Source organism: Amycolatopsis cynarae (assembly GCF_026802195.1).
In the GTDB taxonomy this organism is placed as follows: domain Bacteria; phylum Actinomycetota; class Actinomycetes; order Mycobacteriales; family Pseudonocardiaceae; genus Amycolatopsis_E; species Amycolatopsis_E rhizosphaerae.
On record NZ_CP113836.1, the window covers coordinates 1636641 to 1650759 of the forward strand.

General features: G+C 67.3%; 15 protein-coding genes and 2 pseudogenes. 11 read left to right on the top strand and 6 right to left on the bottom strand.

What is annotated here, in order from left to right:
* The first annotated feature begins 43 nt into the window (after nucleotides 1-43).
* The gene (locus tag ORV05_RS08020; RefSeq protein WP_268757806.1) at nucleotides 44-268 is read left to right on the top strand and encodes a hypothetical protein; all 225 of its coding nucleotides are present in this window, start codon (nucleotides 44-46) and stop codon (nucleotides 266-268) included.
* 60 nt (nucleotides 269-328) lie between these two features.
* Here the strand turns inward: ORV05_RS08020 and ORV05_RS08025 are convergent, their stop codons facing one another.
* The 3 genes from ORV05_RS08025 to ORV05_RS08035 are packed head-to-tail and all read right to left on the bottom strand — an operon-like array spanning nucleotide 329 to nucleotide 2264.
* Nucleotides 329-1690, bottom strand: a complete 1362-nt coding sequence (locus ORV05_RS08025; protein ID WP_268757807.1) for a transposase — start codon at nucleotides 1688-1690, stop codon at nucleotides 329-331.
* Between the two features lie 29 nt (nucleotides 1691-1719).
* Nucleotides 1720-1923: a hypothetical protein gene (locus ORV05_RS08030; RefSeq protein ID WP_268757808.1), complete on the bottom strand. Its 204-nt coding sequence runs from the start codon at nucleotides 1921-1923 to the stop codon at nucleotides 1720-1722.
* Nucleotides 1920-2264, bottom strand: a complete 345-nt coding sequence (locus ORV05_RS08035; protein ID WP_268757809.1) for an Ig-like domain-containing protein — start codon at nucleotides 2262-2264, stop codon at nucleotides 1920-1922. The genes ORV05_RS08030 and ORV05_RS08035 overlap by 4 nt, the downstream gene beginning before the upstream one ends.
* Nucleotides 2265-2408: 144 nt before the next feature.
* Between ORV05_RS08035 and ORV05_RS08040 the strand changes: the two are divergent.
* Nucleotides 2409-2963: pseudogene (locus tag ORV05_RS08040) on the top strand (transposase); the annotation flags it as partial.
* Between the two features lie 28 nt (nucleotides 2964-2991).
* Here ORV05_RS08040 and ORV05_RS08045 read toward each other — a convergent pair.
* Both ORV05_RS08045 and ORV05_RS08050 read right to left on the bottom strand, forming a co-directional pair.
* Nucleotides 2992-3552 carry a TetR/AcrR family transcriptional regulator gene (locus ORV05_RS08045; protein ID WP_268757810.1) on the bottom strand — a complete coding sequence of 187 codons (561 nt, stop codon included), beginning with the start codon at nucleotides 3550-3552 and terminating at the stop codon, nucleotides 2992-2994.
* 57 nt (nucleotides 3553-3609) lie between these two features.
* Entirely contained in the window at nucleotides 3610-5028 is a 1419-nt protein-coding gene (locus ORV05_RS08050; protein WP_268757811.1) for an aldehyde dehydrogenase family protein, read from the bottom strand.
* A gap of 302 nt (nucleotides 5029-5330) precedes the next feature.
* On the opposite strand from ORV05_RS08050, the gene ORV05_RS08055 reads away from it, so the two are divergent.
* From ORV05_RS08055 to ORV05_RS36460, 9 genes and pseudogenes are all read left to right on the top strand, one after another.
* Complete coding sequence (locus tag ORV05_RS08055; RefSeq protein ID WP_268757812.1) at nucleotides 5331-5732, top strand: SCP2 sterol-binding domain-containing protein; 402 nt, start codon at nucleotides 5331-5333, stop codon at nucleotides 5730-5732.
* Between the two features lie 10 nt (nucleotides 5733-5742).
* The gene (locus ORV05_RS08060) at nucleotides 5743-7005 is read left to right on the top strand and encodes a cytochrome P450 (protein WP_268757813.1); all 1263 of its coding nucleotides are present in this window, start codon (nucleotides 5743-5745) and stop codon (nucleotides 7003-7005) included.
* Nucleotides 7006-7026: 21 nt separating this feature from the next.
* Nucleotides 7027-7818 carry a coniferyl-alcohol dehydrogenase gene (locus tag ORV05_RS08065; protein ID WP_268757814.1) on the top strand — a complete coding sequence of 264 codons (792 nt, stop codon included), beginning with the start codon at nucleotides 7027-7029 and terminating at the stop codon, nucleotides 7816-7818.
* Nucleotides 7819-7844: 26 nt separating this feature from the next.
* A complete protein-coding gene (locus tag ORV05_RS08070; RefSeq protein ID WP_268759736.1) occupies nucleotides 7845-9410 on the top strand; it encodes an acyl-CoA synthetase in 1566 nt (521 codons plus the stop codon).
* The gene (locus tag ORV05_RS08075; RefSeq protein WP_268757815.1) at nucleotides 9407-9598 is read left to right on the top strand and encodes a ferredoxin; all 192 of its coding nucleotides are present in this window, start codon (nucleotides 9407-9409) and stop codon (nucleotides 9596-9598) included. The genes ORV05_RS08070 and ORV05_RS08075 overlap by 4 nt, the downstream gene beginning before the upstream one ends.
* Entirely contained in the window at nucleotides 9595-10788 is a 1194-nt protein-coding gene (locus ORV05_RS08080; RefSeq protein ID WP_268757816.1) for an NAD(P)/FAD-dependent oxidoreductase, read from the top strand. The genes ORV05_RS08075 and ORV05_RS08080 overlap by 4 nt, the downstream gene beginning before the upstream one ends.
* Before the next feature lie 66 nt (nucleotides 10789-10854).
* A complete protein-coding gene (locus tag ORV05_RS08085; protein WP_268757817.1) occupies nucleotides 10855-11826 on the top strand; it encodes an NAD(P)H-dependent flavin oxidoreductase in 972 nt (323 codons plus the stop codon).
* A 135-nt stretch (nucleotides 11827-11961) separates the two neighbouring features.
* Nucleotides 11962-12114, top strand: coding sequence for a hypothetical protein (locus ORV05_RS08090; RefSeq protein WP_268757818.1), 153 nt, complete (start codon nucleotides 11962-11964; stop codon nucleotides 12112-12114).
* A 239-nt stretch (nucleotides 12115-12353) separates the two neighbouring features.
* Nucleotides 12354-12932: pseudogene (locus tag ORV05_RS36460) on the top strand (GntR family transcriptional regulator); the annotation flags it as partial.
* A 102-nt stretch (nucleotides 12933-13034) separates the two neighbouring features.
* Here the strand turns inward: ORV05_RS36460 and ORV05_RS08100 are convergent.
* Nucleotides 13035-14108, bottom strand: coding sequence for an amidohydrolase family protein (locus ORV05_RS08100; protein ID WP_268757820.1), 1074 nt, complete (start codon nucleotides 14106-14108; stop codon nucleotides 13035-13037).
* Nucleotides 14109-14119 lie beyond the last annotated feature (11 nt).

Genomic DNA, 14119 nt, shown 5'->3' on the forward strand with positions numbered 1-14119 from the left:
TCGGCCGGCAGCGCTTCGCGCTCATCGTCGGCGAGGGGCCTTGTTGCGTGCGGTGGGTGAGATCATCGGCGTGAGCGTGCACGGCGACCGCGTCGCCCTGGACGGCGGTGCCCTGCGCCGCGACCAGGGCTACAGCCTCCACGTCACCGCCCTGCCCGACGTGCACCAGGCGCTGCTCACCGCCGCTGCAGCGCTGGGCACCGACCAGGCGTCCCCGGCCCTGTACCGGGCCTCTGACTCGGAAGCGGTGTTGTCCATGCCGGGATGATCGGCCAGTCCACCAACACGATTGAGTGCCGCGGCGTTCCCACTGCCCTACTGGGACTGATCAGGCGCGCGGGGCGAACAACACCCGTGGCTCCAAGTCCAGCCGCGTGGTCGGCGTGTGGTCCGGCGGGGCGAGGTCGAGCACGAGATCGCCCATGCGGCGGATGGTGCGCTGAATGTAGGGCGTGATGGTGGCCAGATCATCACGAGCGACCGGATAGCCCTCGGCCGCGAGCTGGTTGGCCACGTCGGTGATGTCCAGCGCGGTTGAATAGATCGCGCAGTTGGCCAGCAGCTCATTGAATTTCACGACGCGTTCTTGGTGGTCGGGGTCGTTGTGACCGATGAGCTTGCCGCCGATCATCAGCCACTCGGCATAGCCGTGGAATGCCTCGGCCTTGTTCGTGATGGCGGTGATCTGCTCCCGTAAACCCGGTTCCGATAAGAACCTCAGCAGCGTCACCGTGCGGATCACCCTGCCCAGCTCACGAAACGCCCGGTACAGGCGGTTCTTGTGCGAGTGGTTGCCCAGCCGCTGCAGGGTCACCGAGGAGACCCGGCCTTCCCGGATGGAGATGCTGGTGCGAAGCAAGTCGGTCCAGTGCTTCTCGATCAGCTGCCAGTCGATGGTGTTGTCGCCGAACAGCGAGTCGATGTGCTGGTAGCGGGTGGCGGCATCGGGGCGGTAGAAGTTCAGGTCGTGCCAGTTGCGGATGCGCGGCAGCAGCTCGAACCCCAGCAACGCGGCGAGGCCGAAGACCGGCAGAGACTGACCTTGCGTGTCGCCATGGATCGTGTCGGGCTGCACCTCGGAGTCGTTGCGCAGCAACCCGTCGATGATGTTGACGGCCTCCCACGCCCCGCACGGTACGAAGTGGGAGAACAGGGCGATGTAGGAATCGGAGACGAACCGCATCGCCAGCCCGCCGTAACCGCCGTAGCGGATGTGGGACTCGGCCAGCAGATTGTTCTCCCAGGTGTCCACCTGCGACCCGTCCACCGCGACGATCTGCCCGTCGCCCCACACCCCGGCCACGTCCAGCCCGGTGAACGCGTTGATCACATCCGCCGAGCACTTGTGGACCTTGTCGGCGGTGGAGTGCTTGTTGCCTGCGGTGTAGAGCTCGTGCGCGGAGACCTGGCCGCGCATGTGCCGGGCGACTTCGGCGGCGCCAAGGTTCGCGCCGTAGGCGTAGGCGGTGAGCACGTAGCGGCCGAGCGCGTCACCGCGGATCTTCGGATCCGAGCCCGAGGCCCGGCCGAGGTGGCGATGCCAACTGGTCAGGTACGCCGCGCGGGTGAGGGTGTCCAGCAGGCTGCGCTCGGGGAGCCGCTGGTGGATCGCCTGTTCCAGCGCCAGCGCGCTGGGGCGCCGGTCGGCGCCCTTGCGCCGTTTGAGCACCGGGCGGCCTTCCTCCAGCACCAGGTCACTGTTGGCCGGGTAGCCCGCATCTACTTGCGCCGCGGTGGTGGCGAGCTGGCGGCGATGTCACCGGAGCGCAGCTCGGCCGCCAGGTACGAGAACACCTTGCGCCAGGCCACGGTGGCGAACGCGTCGACGTTGATGGTGACAGTGACCTGCTGTCCGAGGGCCAGCACCGTGGGTTTGGTGACGAACAGGGGACCGGTGATGGTGCCGGTCACGGTCACCGTCACCGGATCAGACTTCGAGGCGGGGACAACCCGCCACCGCTGTAGCGCGCCACAATCGTGTGGGTTCCGGCGGCCAGGCCGTTCACGGTCAGGGATGCGGTCGCCGGGCTGCCGCCGGTCAGGGGGGCGCTGCCCAAGGTGGTGGCGCCCTCGGTGAACGTGACCGTGCCCGAAGGTGTTCCGGCGGTGCAGGTCACCGTCGCGGTCAGGATCACGGGCTGCCCAAACCCGACGCTCGACGCTGAGGGACTCAGGGTGGTGTGCGAGGTCTGGGCGGTGATCTCCTGAGTCAGTGTTCCCTGGGAGGGCAGGAAGAAGCCCGGCGCGGGGCGGTAGTCGGCCATAACGCTGTGACTGCCCGGGGTGGAGTAGGTGACCGTGCACGCCGCCGGGCCGTGTCATGACAACTGTGTAAGCCGCGGATGGGCCAGGATCGGGTCGCGTGGCGACTCAGAAAGGTTCATCTGACTGAGGACACATCTGCTTCGATGGGGGACGGGGAAGCGGGCGAGTTGCTCGCGGGGGCTTTGGCGCCGGGGGCCTTGGATGCGCTGGTGAAAGAGGCGCATGCCAGTGGTGGATCTCTGGGGGTGCAGGAATTGCTCAACCAGATGACGAAAGCGATGTTGGAAAGGGCTTTGGAGACCGAGATGACGCATCATCTCGGGTATGAGAAGGGGGATCCGGCCGGCGCGGGCACGGGGAATTCGCGGAATGGTCGGTCGCGGAAGACGGTGTCGACGATGCACGGGCCGGTGGAGGTGGAGGTTCCGCGGGATCGGAATGGGTTGTTCGAGCCGGCGATCGTGCCGAAACGGTCCCGCCGGTTGGGGAATATCGACGAGGCGATTCTGTCGCTGTATTCGCGGGGCATGACGACGCGGGATATCGAGGCTCATCTGTACGAGGTGTATGGGGTGCAGGTGTCGCGGGAATTGGTGTCGAATGTGACCGAGGTGGTGGTCGACGAGATCGCCCTGTGGCAGTCTCGTCCGTTGGATGAGGTGTATCCGATCCTGTATGTGGACGGGATCCGCATCAAGGAAGATCTACTCATTGTGTTAGGAGTTTTCAGTGTTCGCCGATGGCTTCGGAATGTGTGACGATCACGGCTTCGTATTCGTCCAGCAGGCGGTGGAATTCCTTCGGGTCGACGGGTGTGCGCCATTGCTGGATGCCGACGAGGAGGGTGATGCCCATGACGGCGAGAATCTCGGCGCGGTCCTTGTCCGGTACGACGGCGAGGACGAGGTTGCGCAGAGCTTCGTAGCGCTCCCCGTCGACGCGTTTCTGGATTTCCGCGACGGTCGCGTTGCTGTTGCCCCAGGCGCGGATGGCGGCTTCGGTCTCGTGGGGCACCGTCGTGGCGAGTTCCTTCATGGTCGCGATCCGGTCGAACGGGTCGTCGTGGACGTTGGTCATCTTGACGATGCGCGCGGTCTGCTCGGCCTCCCAGTACTCGAGCAGTTCGACGACGAAGCCGTCCCAGTTGCCGAAGTAGTTGTAAAAGGAGCCGCTGGTCACGCCGATCGACTTGCAGAGCCTGCCGATCTTCAGGTCGCCGAAGCCGCCACTGGCCAGCAGTCGCATGGCAGCTTCGAAGTACTCCTCGCGGGTGACCACTAGTCGCATTGCCGTCCTTTGGTCGGTGTCGGTGCGTCCAGTGTAGAGCCCGCGAGGAGTACTCGATCAGAACACTCTGCGTAGTAATCGCTGCTTGGCGGGCGAGTAGGGCGGGTACACCAGCGATGGGTCGGGGCGTGCCGGCTTGCGGAGCACGGCCTTGCGGTGGCTGAAGGTCTGGAAGCCCCATTCGCCGTGGTAGGCGCCCATGCCGCTGGTGCCGACGCCGCCGAAGGGCAGTTTGTTCACCAGCACCTGGAACATCAGGTGGTTGATGACGGTTCCGCCGTTACTGACCTCGGCCAGCACCCGGCGTTGCGCGGTCTTCGACTTCGTGAACAGGTACACCGCCAGCGGCTTGGGGCGTGCCCGTACGAAGTCGATCGCGGTGTCGAGCGAATCCACGGTGACGACGGGCAGGACGGGCCCGAAGATCTCCTCGGTCATGACGGCGGAGTCGAGATCGGGGTCCAGGATGATCGTCGGGTGTGCGCGCAGCGCGTCCACGTCGACGGTGCCGCCGATGGCGGTCCTGCCTCCGGTGTCGGTGACCAGGCGGGCGAGCCGTTCGGCCTGCCGGCGGTGGACCAGGGGCAGGCCCTGGCGGTCGTCGGTCCGGAAGGCGTCCAGGGCGCGCCGGATGTGATCCACCAGTTCGTCGCGGGCGGCCCGCTCGACGAGGACATAATCCGGGGCTACGCAGGTCTGGCCGGAGTTCATCAGCTTGGTCCAGGCGATGCGCCTTCCGGCGACTTCGAGGTCGGCGTCCCGGGCGACGATGACCGGGCTCTTGCCCCCCAGTTCGAGGGTGACCGGCGTGAGGTGCCGTGCGGCCCCCGTCATGACAGCCTTCCCGATTTCGGGTCCCCCGGTGAAGAACGCGTGGTCGAGACCCTGGTCGAGTAGTTCCTGGGTCTCGTTGGCGGCTCCTTCGACTACGGCGACCGCGTCGGAATCGAGGTAGCGGGGGAGCAGGTCGGCCAGCAGCGCGGACACGGTTGGGGTGTGCTCGGAGGGTTTGACGATCACACAGTTGCCGGCGGCGAGGGCCGCGACGACGGGTGCGAGAGTGAGGAATACGGGGTAGTTCCACGGCCCGATCACCAGTACGGTGCCCAGCGGCTCGTACTGGTACCAGGCGCGGCCTGGGCGCGCGCTCAGCGGAAGGCCGACTCGCCGGTCGCGCATCCAGGCACGCAGTTTCTTGCGGGCGAATCGGGACTCGGCGGCCACGGGAGCGAGGTCGGCCATCCACGCGTCGACCGCGTTGCGGCCCAGGTCTTCTTCGAGGGCGGCCGCCAGGTCCTGCTCCTGTTCGGCGAGGAGGCGTTCCAGTGCCAGCAGTTGCCGGACGCGCCACTGCCGCGGTCGTGTACGCCCGGTGTGGAACGTGGCCCGCAGCCGGGCGACGACATCGGGAATCGTCTCCACGGGCCGGGAAGGGCAGGACGGGCGGACCGCAACTTCGCTGTCGGGTGCGCTCATGGTGCTCCTTAAAGAACCAGGTCGGATCGAAGCTAACGTAACACATGTTACGACTACTTCGTCAAACATAGAGTGATCTGTGTTATCGCTGAGTGATGCCGATGAGAGTTCGTTGACGTCTGCGGCTTCGATCCGGACCCGCCGGTGACCCCGATGGGGTGGCTCGACCTCGAGCGGGCGAGTGCTCGAAGGGGCAAACGTAGATCAAGTTACGTCAACTGGAGACTTTTGGCTTGAGGTCGAAACGTAAAGTAGGTTATGTTACCGACGAACGACGAGGTTCGCGCGAAAGGATGGGAACAATGGGGTTCAGCAGTGCTGACGAGGTGCGCAGGTACCTCGGGGGTGTCTTCGAGACGGCGTTCGCCGATCCCGAGATCGGCCCGAAGCTTCGTGACACAGGTCTGGTGCTGCGTTTCGCGTATTCGGCGCCGGACACCTCGATCGTCATCGACTGCGGCCAGGGCGCGGTACTGGACGCCGATGCGGACCCCGAGACGAATGCCACGATGTCGATGTCGGCCGAGACGGGCAACGCGTACTGGCAGGGCAAGGTGAACCTGCCGCTGGCGATGGCGAAGGGCAAGATCAGGGTCGAGGGCAACGTCGCGAGCCTGCTCAAGCTGGCACCGCTGAGCAAGCGGTTCTTCCCGGTCTATGTCGAAACCCTGCGCGCCGACGGCCGCGACGACCTGGTCGTCTGAGGAGGCGGGAATGAGCACGAGCACCGAACGGATGGCGCGGCGCGATTACGACCCCGCCAGTGTCTCGCACATGTCCTTCTGGGCGGCCACGGCGGAAGAGCGCGAGGTCGTGTTCAAGGAGTTGCGTCATCGCGCGCCGGTCAGCTGGCAGCCTCCGGTCGCGGGTTCCCTTGCCCCGCCGGAGAACGACGGTTACTGGGCGGTGACCACGAACCAGTTGATCGCCGAGGTGAGCACGAACCCCGAGACCTTCTGTTCGGGTCTCGGTGTGCAGTTCGAGGAGATCCCGGAAGATCATCTGGAGGCGGCGTCCTCGTTTCTGGCGATGGACGGTGAGCGGCACCTGTCGATGCGCCGCCTGGTCAGCTCGGCCTTCACCCCGAAGGCGGTCGCCAGGCTCGAGACGATGATCCGTGACCGGGCCGTCGGCCTGGTCGACGAGTTGCTGGAGACCCGCTCCGGGGACTTCGTGCGGCAGTTTTCCCAACGCATGCCGATGAACACCATCTACGACATGGTCGGCCTGCCGCCGGAGATGCGCGACGAGGCGGCGCACCTGGCCGACATGCTGGTCGGCTGGAACGATCCGGACATCGCTCAGGGGCGCGAACCCGGCCAGCTGGTCAGCGACGCGCTCGTCGGGCTGCTGACCATGGGCCTGGAGTTCACCGCCCAGACACGGCGTGCCCCGCGCGAGGACATCTGGTCCAACCTCGTCGAGGCCGAGGTCGGGGGGCAGCGCCTCACCGATGACGAGATCGCCTCGTTCTTCGTCCTGGTGTCCGTGGCGGGCAACGACACCACACGCAACTCGATCAGCCTGGGAGCGCACACCTTCGCCCGGCATCCGGACCAGCGCGACCTGCTGCTGGCCGACTTCGACGGGCGCATCGGCGCGGCGATCGAGGAAGTGGTGCGCTGGGCGACTCCCGTGATGACGTTCCGCCGGACGGCCACCAAGGACACCGAACTCGGTGGCCGCGAGATCCGCAAGGGTGACTGGGTGGCGATGTTCTACGCCTCCGGCAACCGCGACGAGACCGTCTTCGAGGACCCGGAACGCTTCGACATCACCCGCACCCCGAACGGGCACGTCGGTTTCGGTGGGGGCGGGCCGCACTACTGCCTCGGGCACTTCCTGGCCAAGATGCAGCTCAGGCACGTCTTCGGCCAGTTGCTCCACCGCGTACCGGATATCGAGTTCGACACGCCCGAATTCCTCGTCGGCAACTTCGTGCACGCCGTGCGGCGCCTGCCGTACTCCCTGAGCTGACACAGAACACAAAGGACGATCATGAGTTCCCTTGCCGGAAAGCACTTCCTGGTGACCGGGGCGGCCTCGGGGATCGGCGCCGCCACCGCCCGCAGGCTGCTCGACGCCGGCGCCGAGGTCACCAGCCTCGACCGCCACGACCCGAGCGTGCCGGTCCACCGGCACATCCCGGTGGACCTGTCCGACCCCGCCGGCATCGACGACGCGGTGGCCCGGCTGGCCGGGCCCTACGATGGCCTGCTCAACGTGGCCGGGGTGCCCGGCACCGCGCCCGCCGACGTCGTCCTCGCCGTGAACGTGCTGGGCCTTCGCCACCTGACGGAGTCCGTACTCGGCTTCCTCGCCCCCGGCGCGAGCATCGTCGTGGTGTCCTCTACCGCGGGATACAACTGGCCGGAGCGACTCGACGCGATCAAGGAACTGCTGGCGACCGACACCTTCGCCGACGGTGCCGCGTGGTTCGCCGCGCACCCCCAGAAGGGCAACGCCTACAACTTCTCCAAGGAGGTCGCCACCGTCTACGCGATGACCATGGGCGTGGCCGTGAAGGAAATGGGCTTCCGCATCAACGCGGTCCTCCCCGGCCCGGTCGAGACCCCGATCCTGGCCGACTTCGAGGAATCCATGGGCAAGGAAAACCTGGACGGGGTCAAGGAGCTGCTCGGGCGGCACGCCGATCCCGAGGACATCGCCGACCCGATCGTCTTCCTCGCCTCGCCGGAGTCCCGCTGGATCAACGGGCACGCGCTCGTGGTCGACGGCGGGATCAGCGGCGTGGTACTGACCGGGCTGGTACCGGCACCGGAGATCTGACCAGCGAAAGGAACGTGAAGCGCAACATGTATCCCGGTGCCTACGTGACCCGGTTCCCGGACAAACCGGCCGTCGTCGTGGCCGGAACGGGGCAGATGCTGACCTATCGCGAACTGGATGAGCGGTCGGCGCGCCTGGCCCGCCACCTCCACGACCTCGGCCTGCGCCGCGGTGACCACCTCGCGCTGCTGACCGGCAACGATCCCCAGGCCTTCGAGGTGTACTGGGCGGCACTGCGGTCCGGCCTCTACCTCACCGCGGTCAACCGCCACCTCGCGCCCGGCGAAATCAGCTACATCGTCAACGACTGCGGAGCCCGCGCCCTCGTGGTGTCGGCACGCCTCGCCGAGGCCGCCGAGAAGATCATCCCCGACACCCCGGACGTCGAGATCAGGCTCTCCTACGGTGGACCCGTCGACGGGCACGAGTCCTATGAGGACGGTTTACGAAACACCTCACCCGAGCCGCTCCCCTCGCAGCCGCGAGGGATCGACATGCTGTACTCCTCGGGCACGACCGGGCGTCCGAAAGGGATCAAGCCTCCGTTGCCGGACCGGCAGGTCGGCGACCCCGGTGACATCTACACCGCCGTCTTCGGGCGGCTGTACGGATTCGGGCCGGACACGGTGTATCTGTCACCGGCGCCGATCTACCACGCCGCGCCGCTGCGCTTCGGGGGAGTCGTGCAGGCGCTCGGCGGCACGGTCGTGCTGATGGAGCGATTCGAACCCGAGGCCGCACTCGCCACGATCGAGCACTACCGGGTCACGCACAGCCAATGGGTGCCCACCATGTTCGTCCGGCTGCTCAAGCTCGACGAGCAGGTGCGACGCCGGTACGACCTGTCAAGCCTGCGGGTCGTGATCCACGCGGCGGCACCGTGCCCGGCCGAGGTGAAGCGCGCGACGATCGACTGGTGGGGGCCGATCGTGCACGAGTACTACTCGTCCACCGAGGGCAACGGGCTCACCCTGATCGACACCGAGCAGTGGCTGCGCAAACCCGGTTCGGTGGGCCGTGCGCTCGTCGGCACCATCAGGATCTGCGCCGAGGACGGTACGGAACTGCCCACGGGCGAGGTCGGCACCGTCTACTTCGAACGCGACGAGGCGCCCTTCGCCTACCACAACGATCCGGAGCGGACCGCGCAGGCGCGGCACCCACTGCGGCCGAACTGGACCACCACCGGCGATCTCGGATACCTCGACGAGGACGACTTCCTCTTCCTCACCGACCGCAAGGCTTTCATGATCATCTCAGGTGGGGTGAACATCTATCCGCAGGAAATCGAGGACACGCTGGCGCTGCACCCGAAGGTGCTGGACGCGGCCGTCATCGGCGTGCCCGACGAGGAAATGGGGGAGTCGGTCAAGGCCGTAGTGCAGCCCACGGCGGAAGCCGCCGCGGGCCCGGCTCTCGCCGAGGAACTGCGGACCTACCTCCGCGATCGGATCGCGCACTACAAGGTGCCGCGCAGCTTCGACTTCGTCGACGAGCTGCCGCGCACGCCCACGGGGAAGCTGGTCAAGGGAGCGCTTCGGGATCGCTACGCGCGCCCCGTCGTGGCCCGGCAAGAGGAGAAAGCACAGTGAAAATCCATCTCGACCGGACCAAGTGCACCGGTCTCGGTATCTGCGAGTCCTTCGCCCCCGAGGTGTTCGAGGTCGACGACAGTGGCCAGCTCACACTGACCACGGACACGGTGCCCGAGGGGCTGGGCGGCGCGGTCGAGCAGGCCGTGGCCGGGTGCCCCACGGAGGCGCTGAGGTTGCTGCCGTGACGCGCGGACTCGTCGTCGTGGGCGCATCGCTCGCCGGGCTGCGGGCGGTGGAGGGGGCACGCCGGGCCGGTTTCGACGGCCCGATCACCCTGATCGGCGGCGAGCCCCATCCGCCCTACGATCGGCCGCCGCTGTCGAAGTCCTTTCTGGACGGTGAGGTGGACGTTCCGTACTACCGGACCGGGGAGTTCCTCACCGGCGAGCTGGGTGTGCGACTCCTGCTGGGTACCCCGGCCTCCGGGCTCGACACCGACGCGCGGTCGGTGATCGTCGGCGGGGCGGAGATCCCCTATGACGGGCTGGTGATCGCCACCGGAGCCACCGCACGGCGGCTGCCCGGCGCCGGTGAACTGTCCGGAGTGCACACTCTCCGCACACTCGACGATGCCCGCGCCGTTCGCGAGGCGCTGGAAGCAGGCCCGCGCACAGTGGTGATCGGAGCCGGATTCATCGGCTCCGAAGTGGCCTCCGCCGCGAGGAAGCGCGGGCTTGACGTCACCATAGTCGAGGCGGCCCCCACTCCACTGACCCGCGCCCTGGGGGCACTCGGAGGGGTCTGTTCGAACCTGCACCGAGTCCACGGGACGGACCTGCGCTGCGGTGCCGCCGTCGAGGCGCTCGAAGGCAATGGCCGGGTCGATCGGGTGCGCCTGGCCGACGGCACGGTGCTGGACGCCGATCTCGTGGTCGTCGGAATCGGTGCCGAACCCGAGACCGGCTGGCTGGACGGGTCCGGCCTGGTGGTGGACAACGGTGTGGTGTGCGACGAGAGCCTGGCCGCGTCGGTCCCAGGGGTCTACGCGGCCGGGGACGTGGCCCGGTGGTTCAACCCGCTGTTCGGCCGGCACATGCGGTTGGAGCACTGGAGCAGCGCGGCGGAGCAGGGAGCCGCGGCGGGCGCCGCCGCGGCGCTACCAGGTGCGGCCAAACCGTACGAGACCGTGCCGTACTTCTGGTCGGACTGGTACGACACGCGCCTGCAGTTCGTCGGGGTACCGGAGGCCGACGAGGTCGAGATCGCGCTGGGCGATGTCGAGTCGAACCGGTTCGTGGCGCTCTACCGCGCCGGTGACCGGCTCGCCGGTGCGCTCACCGTCAACCGGCCGCGCGAGACCATGAAGTTCCGCGCGTTGATCGCGCGCCGAACCGGCTGGCGGGAGGCGCTCGCCTTCACCGCCACACGGCGATAGCCCCGCCTGTTTGTCGATCGATCAGTATTCCGACCGCAACTAATGTGGACGAGAGGAACGTGAGCAATGGTGCGCACGCGGTTCTGTGACGTGTTCGGGGTCGAGCACCCGATCGTGCAAGGCGGGATGCAGTGGGTCGGCCGCGCCGAACTTGTCTCCGCCGTCGCCAACGCAGGTGGGCTCGGCTTCATCACCGCGCTGACCCAGCCGACACCGGACGATCTCGCCAAGGAGATCGCACGGTGCCGGCAGATGACGGACAAGCCGTTCGGGGTCAACCTCACCATCCTGCCCTCGATCAACCCGCCGCCCTACGCCGAATATCGGGACGTCATCGTCGATTCCGGTGTCCCGGTGGTGGAGACCGCCGGGTTCAACCCGGCCGAGCACCTTCCGGCGTTCCGCGCGGGCGGGGTGAAGGTGCTGCACAAGTGCACCAGCGTGCGCCACGCGGTCAAGGCGCAGGAACTGGGGGTGGACGGCATCTCGATCGACGGGTTCGAATGCGCCGGTCACCCGGGTGAGGACGACATTCCCGGACTGGTACTCATCCCCGCTGCCGCGGAGGAGATCACCATCCCGATGATCGCCTCCGGTGGGTTCGGTGACGCGCGCGGCCTGGTGGCGGCACTGGCTCTGGGCGCGGACGGGATCAACATGGGCACCCGCTTCCTGGCCACCCGGGAAGCGCCGGTGCACGACGCGGTCAAGCGGCGCCTTGTCGAGGCCACCGAAAGAGACACCGACCTGATCTTCCGGCCGTTGCGCAACACCGCCCGCGTGGCGCGCAACACGGTCAGTGCCGAGGTGGTGTCCATTCTGGACGATGGCGGCCGGTTCGAGGACGTCCGTGAGCTCGTCGCCGGTGCGCGCGGCCGCAAGGTCTTCGAGACCGGGGACCTCGACCTGGGCATCTGGACCGCTGGGCTGGTGCAGGGCATCATCCACGACGTCCCGACGGTGGCGGAGCTGATCGACCGGATCGTGCGCGAGGCACGCGAACTCATCTCCGGTCGCCTTGCCGCGGTGCTCGGCTGAACGGGACTGGAGTGGACATCGCAGGAGCGGTCGCAGACACCCGCAGGCGGCCGGTCCAGTGCGAGGTGACAGCACAACAGCGGTTCTACTCAAGTCCGCCCTGGCGCACTGAGCAAGACCCGGCTGATCCTGGAGGTGTTCGGCCCGGAACGGCCGGAGCTGACCTTCGCCGAGATCCGGCGCGCCACGGACCTGCCCGCCAGGGGAGGCCCCGTACCGGAATGGGCGCCGAAGTTCGAGAAGCGATTCGAGCTGACGATCGTCGAGCTTTACGGCAGCCACGAGTAACCGGCTCGTGCGGCCGAGCCACCCCGGACTTCTCCACCCGCTCGCGTCGCCGCGAGCCCGGCGCAGCACGATCGCGAACATCCCCCCTCGCCCCTTCCGTATCCACCTTTTGAAACGGAGTCACACATAACTGGCCCGGGCGTCTTCTCCGGCACCCCGGCCCTCTCCCTCGCCGGTACCCCACGCGTAGTAGTTGATTTCCTGAAAGCGATCTCGTGCGGTCTGTAACAGGCAGGGTTGTGAAGGCGACGATCACGGAGGGCAGCCGTGGGACAGGGAGGATAAATAGCCAGCCAGTCCAGCCTGCTGCAGAAAGTGCGCTGGGAGGGTTGCTTGGCCTCTCGGCGGATTCAAGTCCGTTCGGAGAGATCGCCGGCCAGCTCGGGGTTAGCTTCATCCCGGTCCGTGAGGCCCTCCGGCAACTCGAAGCGCAGGGACTGGTCGTGACGCACCCCGGAAGAAGCGCGACCGTCGCTCCGCTGGACGCCGAGGACCTTCGTAGCATCTATCGGCTCCGGCGCCGGTTGGAGCTGGAGATCGCCAGTCGGTCCTGCGCGCTGCTGCGCAGGACCGACTTCCAGCGCCTCAAGACCTATGTCGCGATGTTCGGCGACGAGGACCTCGGAGTCGACGAGATCTACGAAGCTCACCACACGTTCCACCTCGAACTGCTCCAGCCGGCCGCCACCACCTGGGACCTGCGGACGCTGGAGAGTCTGTGGCACGCGGCCGAACGCTATATCAGGCTGGCGTTCGCCGGACTGGACAACCGGCCCGAGGAGCAGCGGCGCCGTAAACGAGCCCACGCCGTCCTCCTCAAGGCTTTCCGCGACGGCGATCCCGACGCCGTCGCCGCGGCCGTGCTCCGCCACCTGGACGAAAACGAGCGGATAGCGCGGGTGGCGCTCGACCACACACGGTCACCTGACCTGCGTACCGCCGATCCAGACGTGCCGGATCCGGGTCGTTGCCTGGATGTCGGCGGTGGGGTCGCCGTCGACGAGCAGAAGGTCCGCTCGTCGCCCAGCGTCCACGACGCCGCGGTCGGGCAGGCCGAAAACCTCGACGGGCGTGCTGGTGGCCGCGCGGAGCGCTTCCACGGGTGACAGGCCGGCGTCGACCAGGAGTTGGAGTTCTTCGTGCAGTGTCTCTCCATACGGCCTCGACAACGGTCCGAACGGGTTGGCATTCGCGTCGGTGCCGGCCAGAATCGTCACGCCGACCTCATGGAGACGCCGGACCGATTCGCGTGCGTTTTCATAGTCCATCGGCAGTGCACTCCGGCCCTCGAAGGCCCTGCACATTCCCCGCATCATGCCGAGTGTCGGTGAGGCGACCGGGACCATTCGTGCCAGGTCCGCGCTGAGGACGGCATTCATCGGGGTATGGGTCACGATGTCCGTGCCCGCCTCCACGGCCACCCGATAAGTCGCGCCGGTGGTCGCATGTGCGATGACCTTCAAACCGTGCTGGTGAGCCGATCGGACAAGGGCCGTGACCGTTTCCGGAGCAAGCGCATTGCTGTCGGGTAGTTCGGGGTCCTCGACGAGGATTTTGAGGTAGTCCACGCCGTCACGGACCCGGCTCGCGATGAATCCCTCCACGGCGTCAATACCGGACACGGCGATGTCGTCCGGAAAGCCCATCGTCTTGATCGGTCCGGAGTCCGGAGCGAGAGCCGGATAGCCCGCGCTGAACAGATCAGTGAGCCCGTCGAGATGACGCAGTGCCAAGGTTTCGCCGGGATGCGCCGCGGCCATGTCGAACGCGGTGGTGACTCCCCATCGGGCGCACTCCTCGAGCGCGGCGCGCGTTTCCACGTGCACGTGGGTGTCGATCAGTCCCGGCAACAAGGTGCCGCCGCGACCGTCGACCGTACGCGCGCCCGGCGGAGGGCACGCCGTGATCCGGCCGCCGTCGAAGTGGACCGACCGGGGCGCCGTCAGGCCGGTTCCGTCGAAGACTCGGACGTTCTCAATCGTGATGGCTTCCATCGCGGCTCGCT

Excerpts from the sequence above, each read along its gene's own strand:
- ORV05_RS08065 (WP_268757814.1), top strand. The coding sequence starts at position 7,027 with ATGAGTTCCCTTGCCGGAAAGCACTTCCTGGTGACCGGGGCGGCCTCG.
- ORV05_RS08060 (WP_268757813.1), top strand. The coding sequence starts at position 5,743 with ATGAGCACGAGCACCGAACGGATGGCGCGGCGCGATTACGACCCCGCC.
- ORV05_RS08050 (WP_268757811.1), bottom strand. The coding sequence starts at position 5,028 with ATGAGCGCACCCGACAGCGAAGTTGCGGTCCGCCCGTCCTGCCCTTCC.
- ORV05_RS08035 (WP_268757809.1), bottom strand. The coding sequence starts at position 2,264 with ATGGCCGACTACCGCCCCGCGCCGGGCTTCTTCCTGCCCTCCCAGGGA.
- ORV05_RS08045 (WP_268757810.1), bottom strand. The coding sequence starts at position 3,552 with ATGCGACTAGTGGTCACCCGCGAGGAGTACTTCGAAGCTGCCATGCGA.
- ORV05_RS08055 (WP_268757812.1), top strand. The coding sequence starts at position 5,331 with ATGGGGTTCAGCAGTGCTGACGAGGTGCGCAGGTACCTCGGGGGTGTC.
- ORV05_RS08085 (WP_268757817.1), top strand. The coding sequence starts at position 10,855 with ATGGTGCGCACGCGGTTCTGTGACGTGTTCGGGGTCGAGCACCCGATC.
- ORV05_RS08070 (WP_268759736.1), top strand. The coding sequence starts at position 7,845 with ATGTATCCCGGTGCCTACGTGACCCGGTTCCCGGACAAACCGGCCGTC.
- ORV05_RS08100 (WP_268757820.1), bottom strand. The coding sequence starts at position 14,108 with ATGGAAGCCATCACGATTGAGAACGTCCGAGTCTTCGACGGAACCGGC.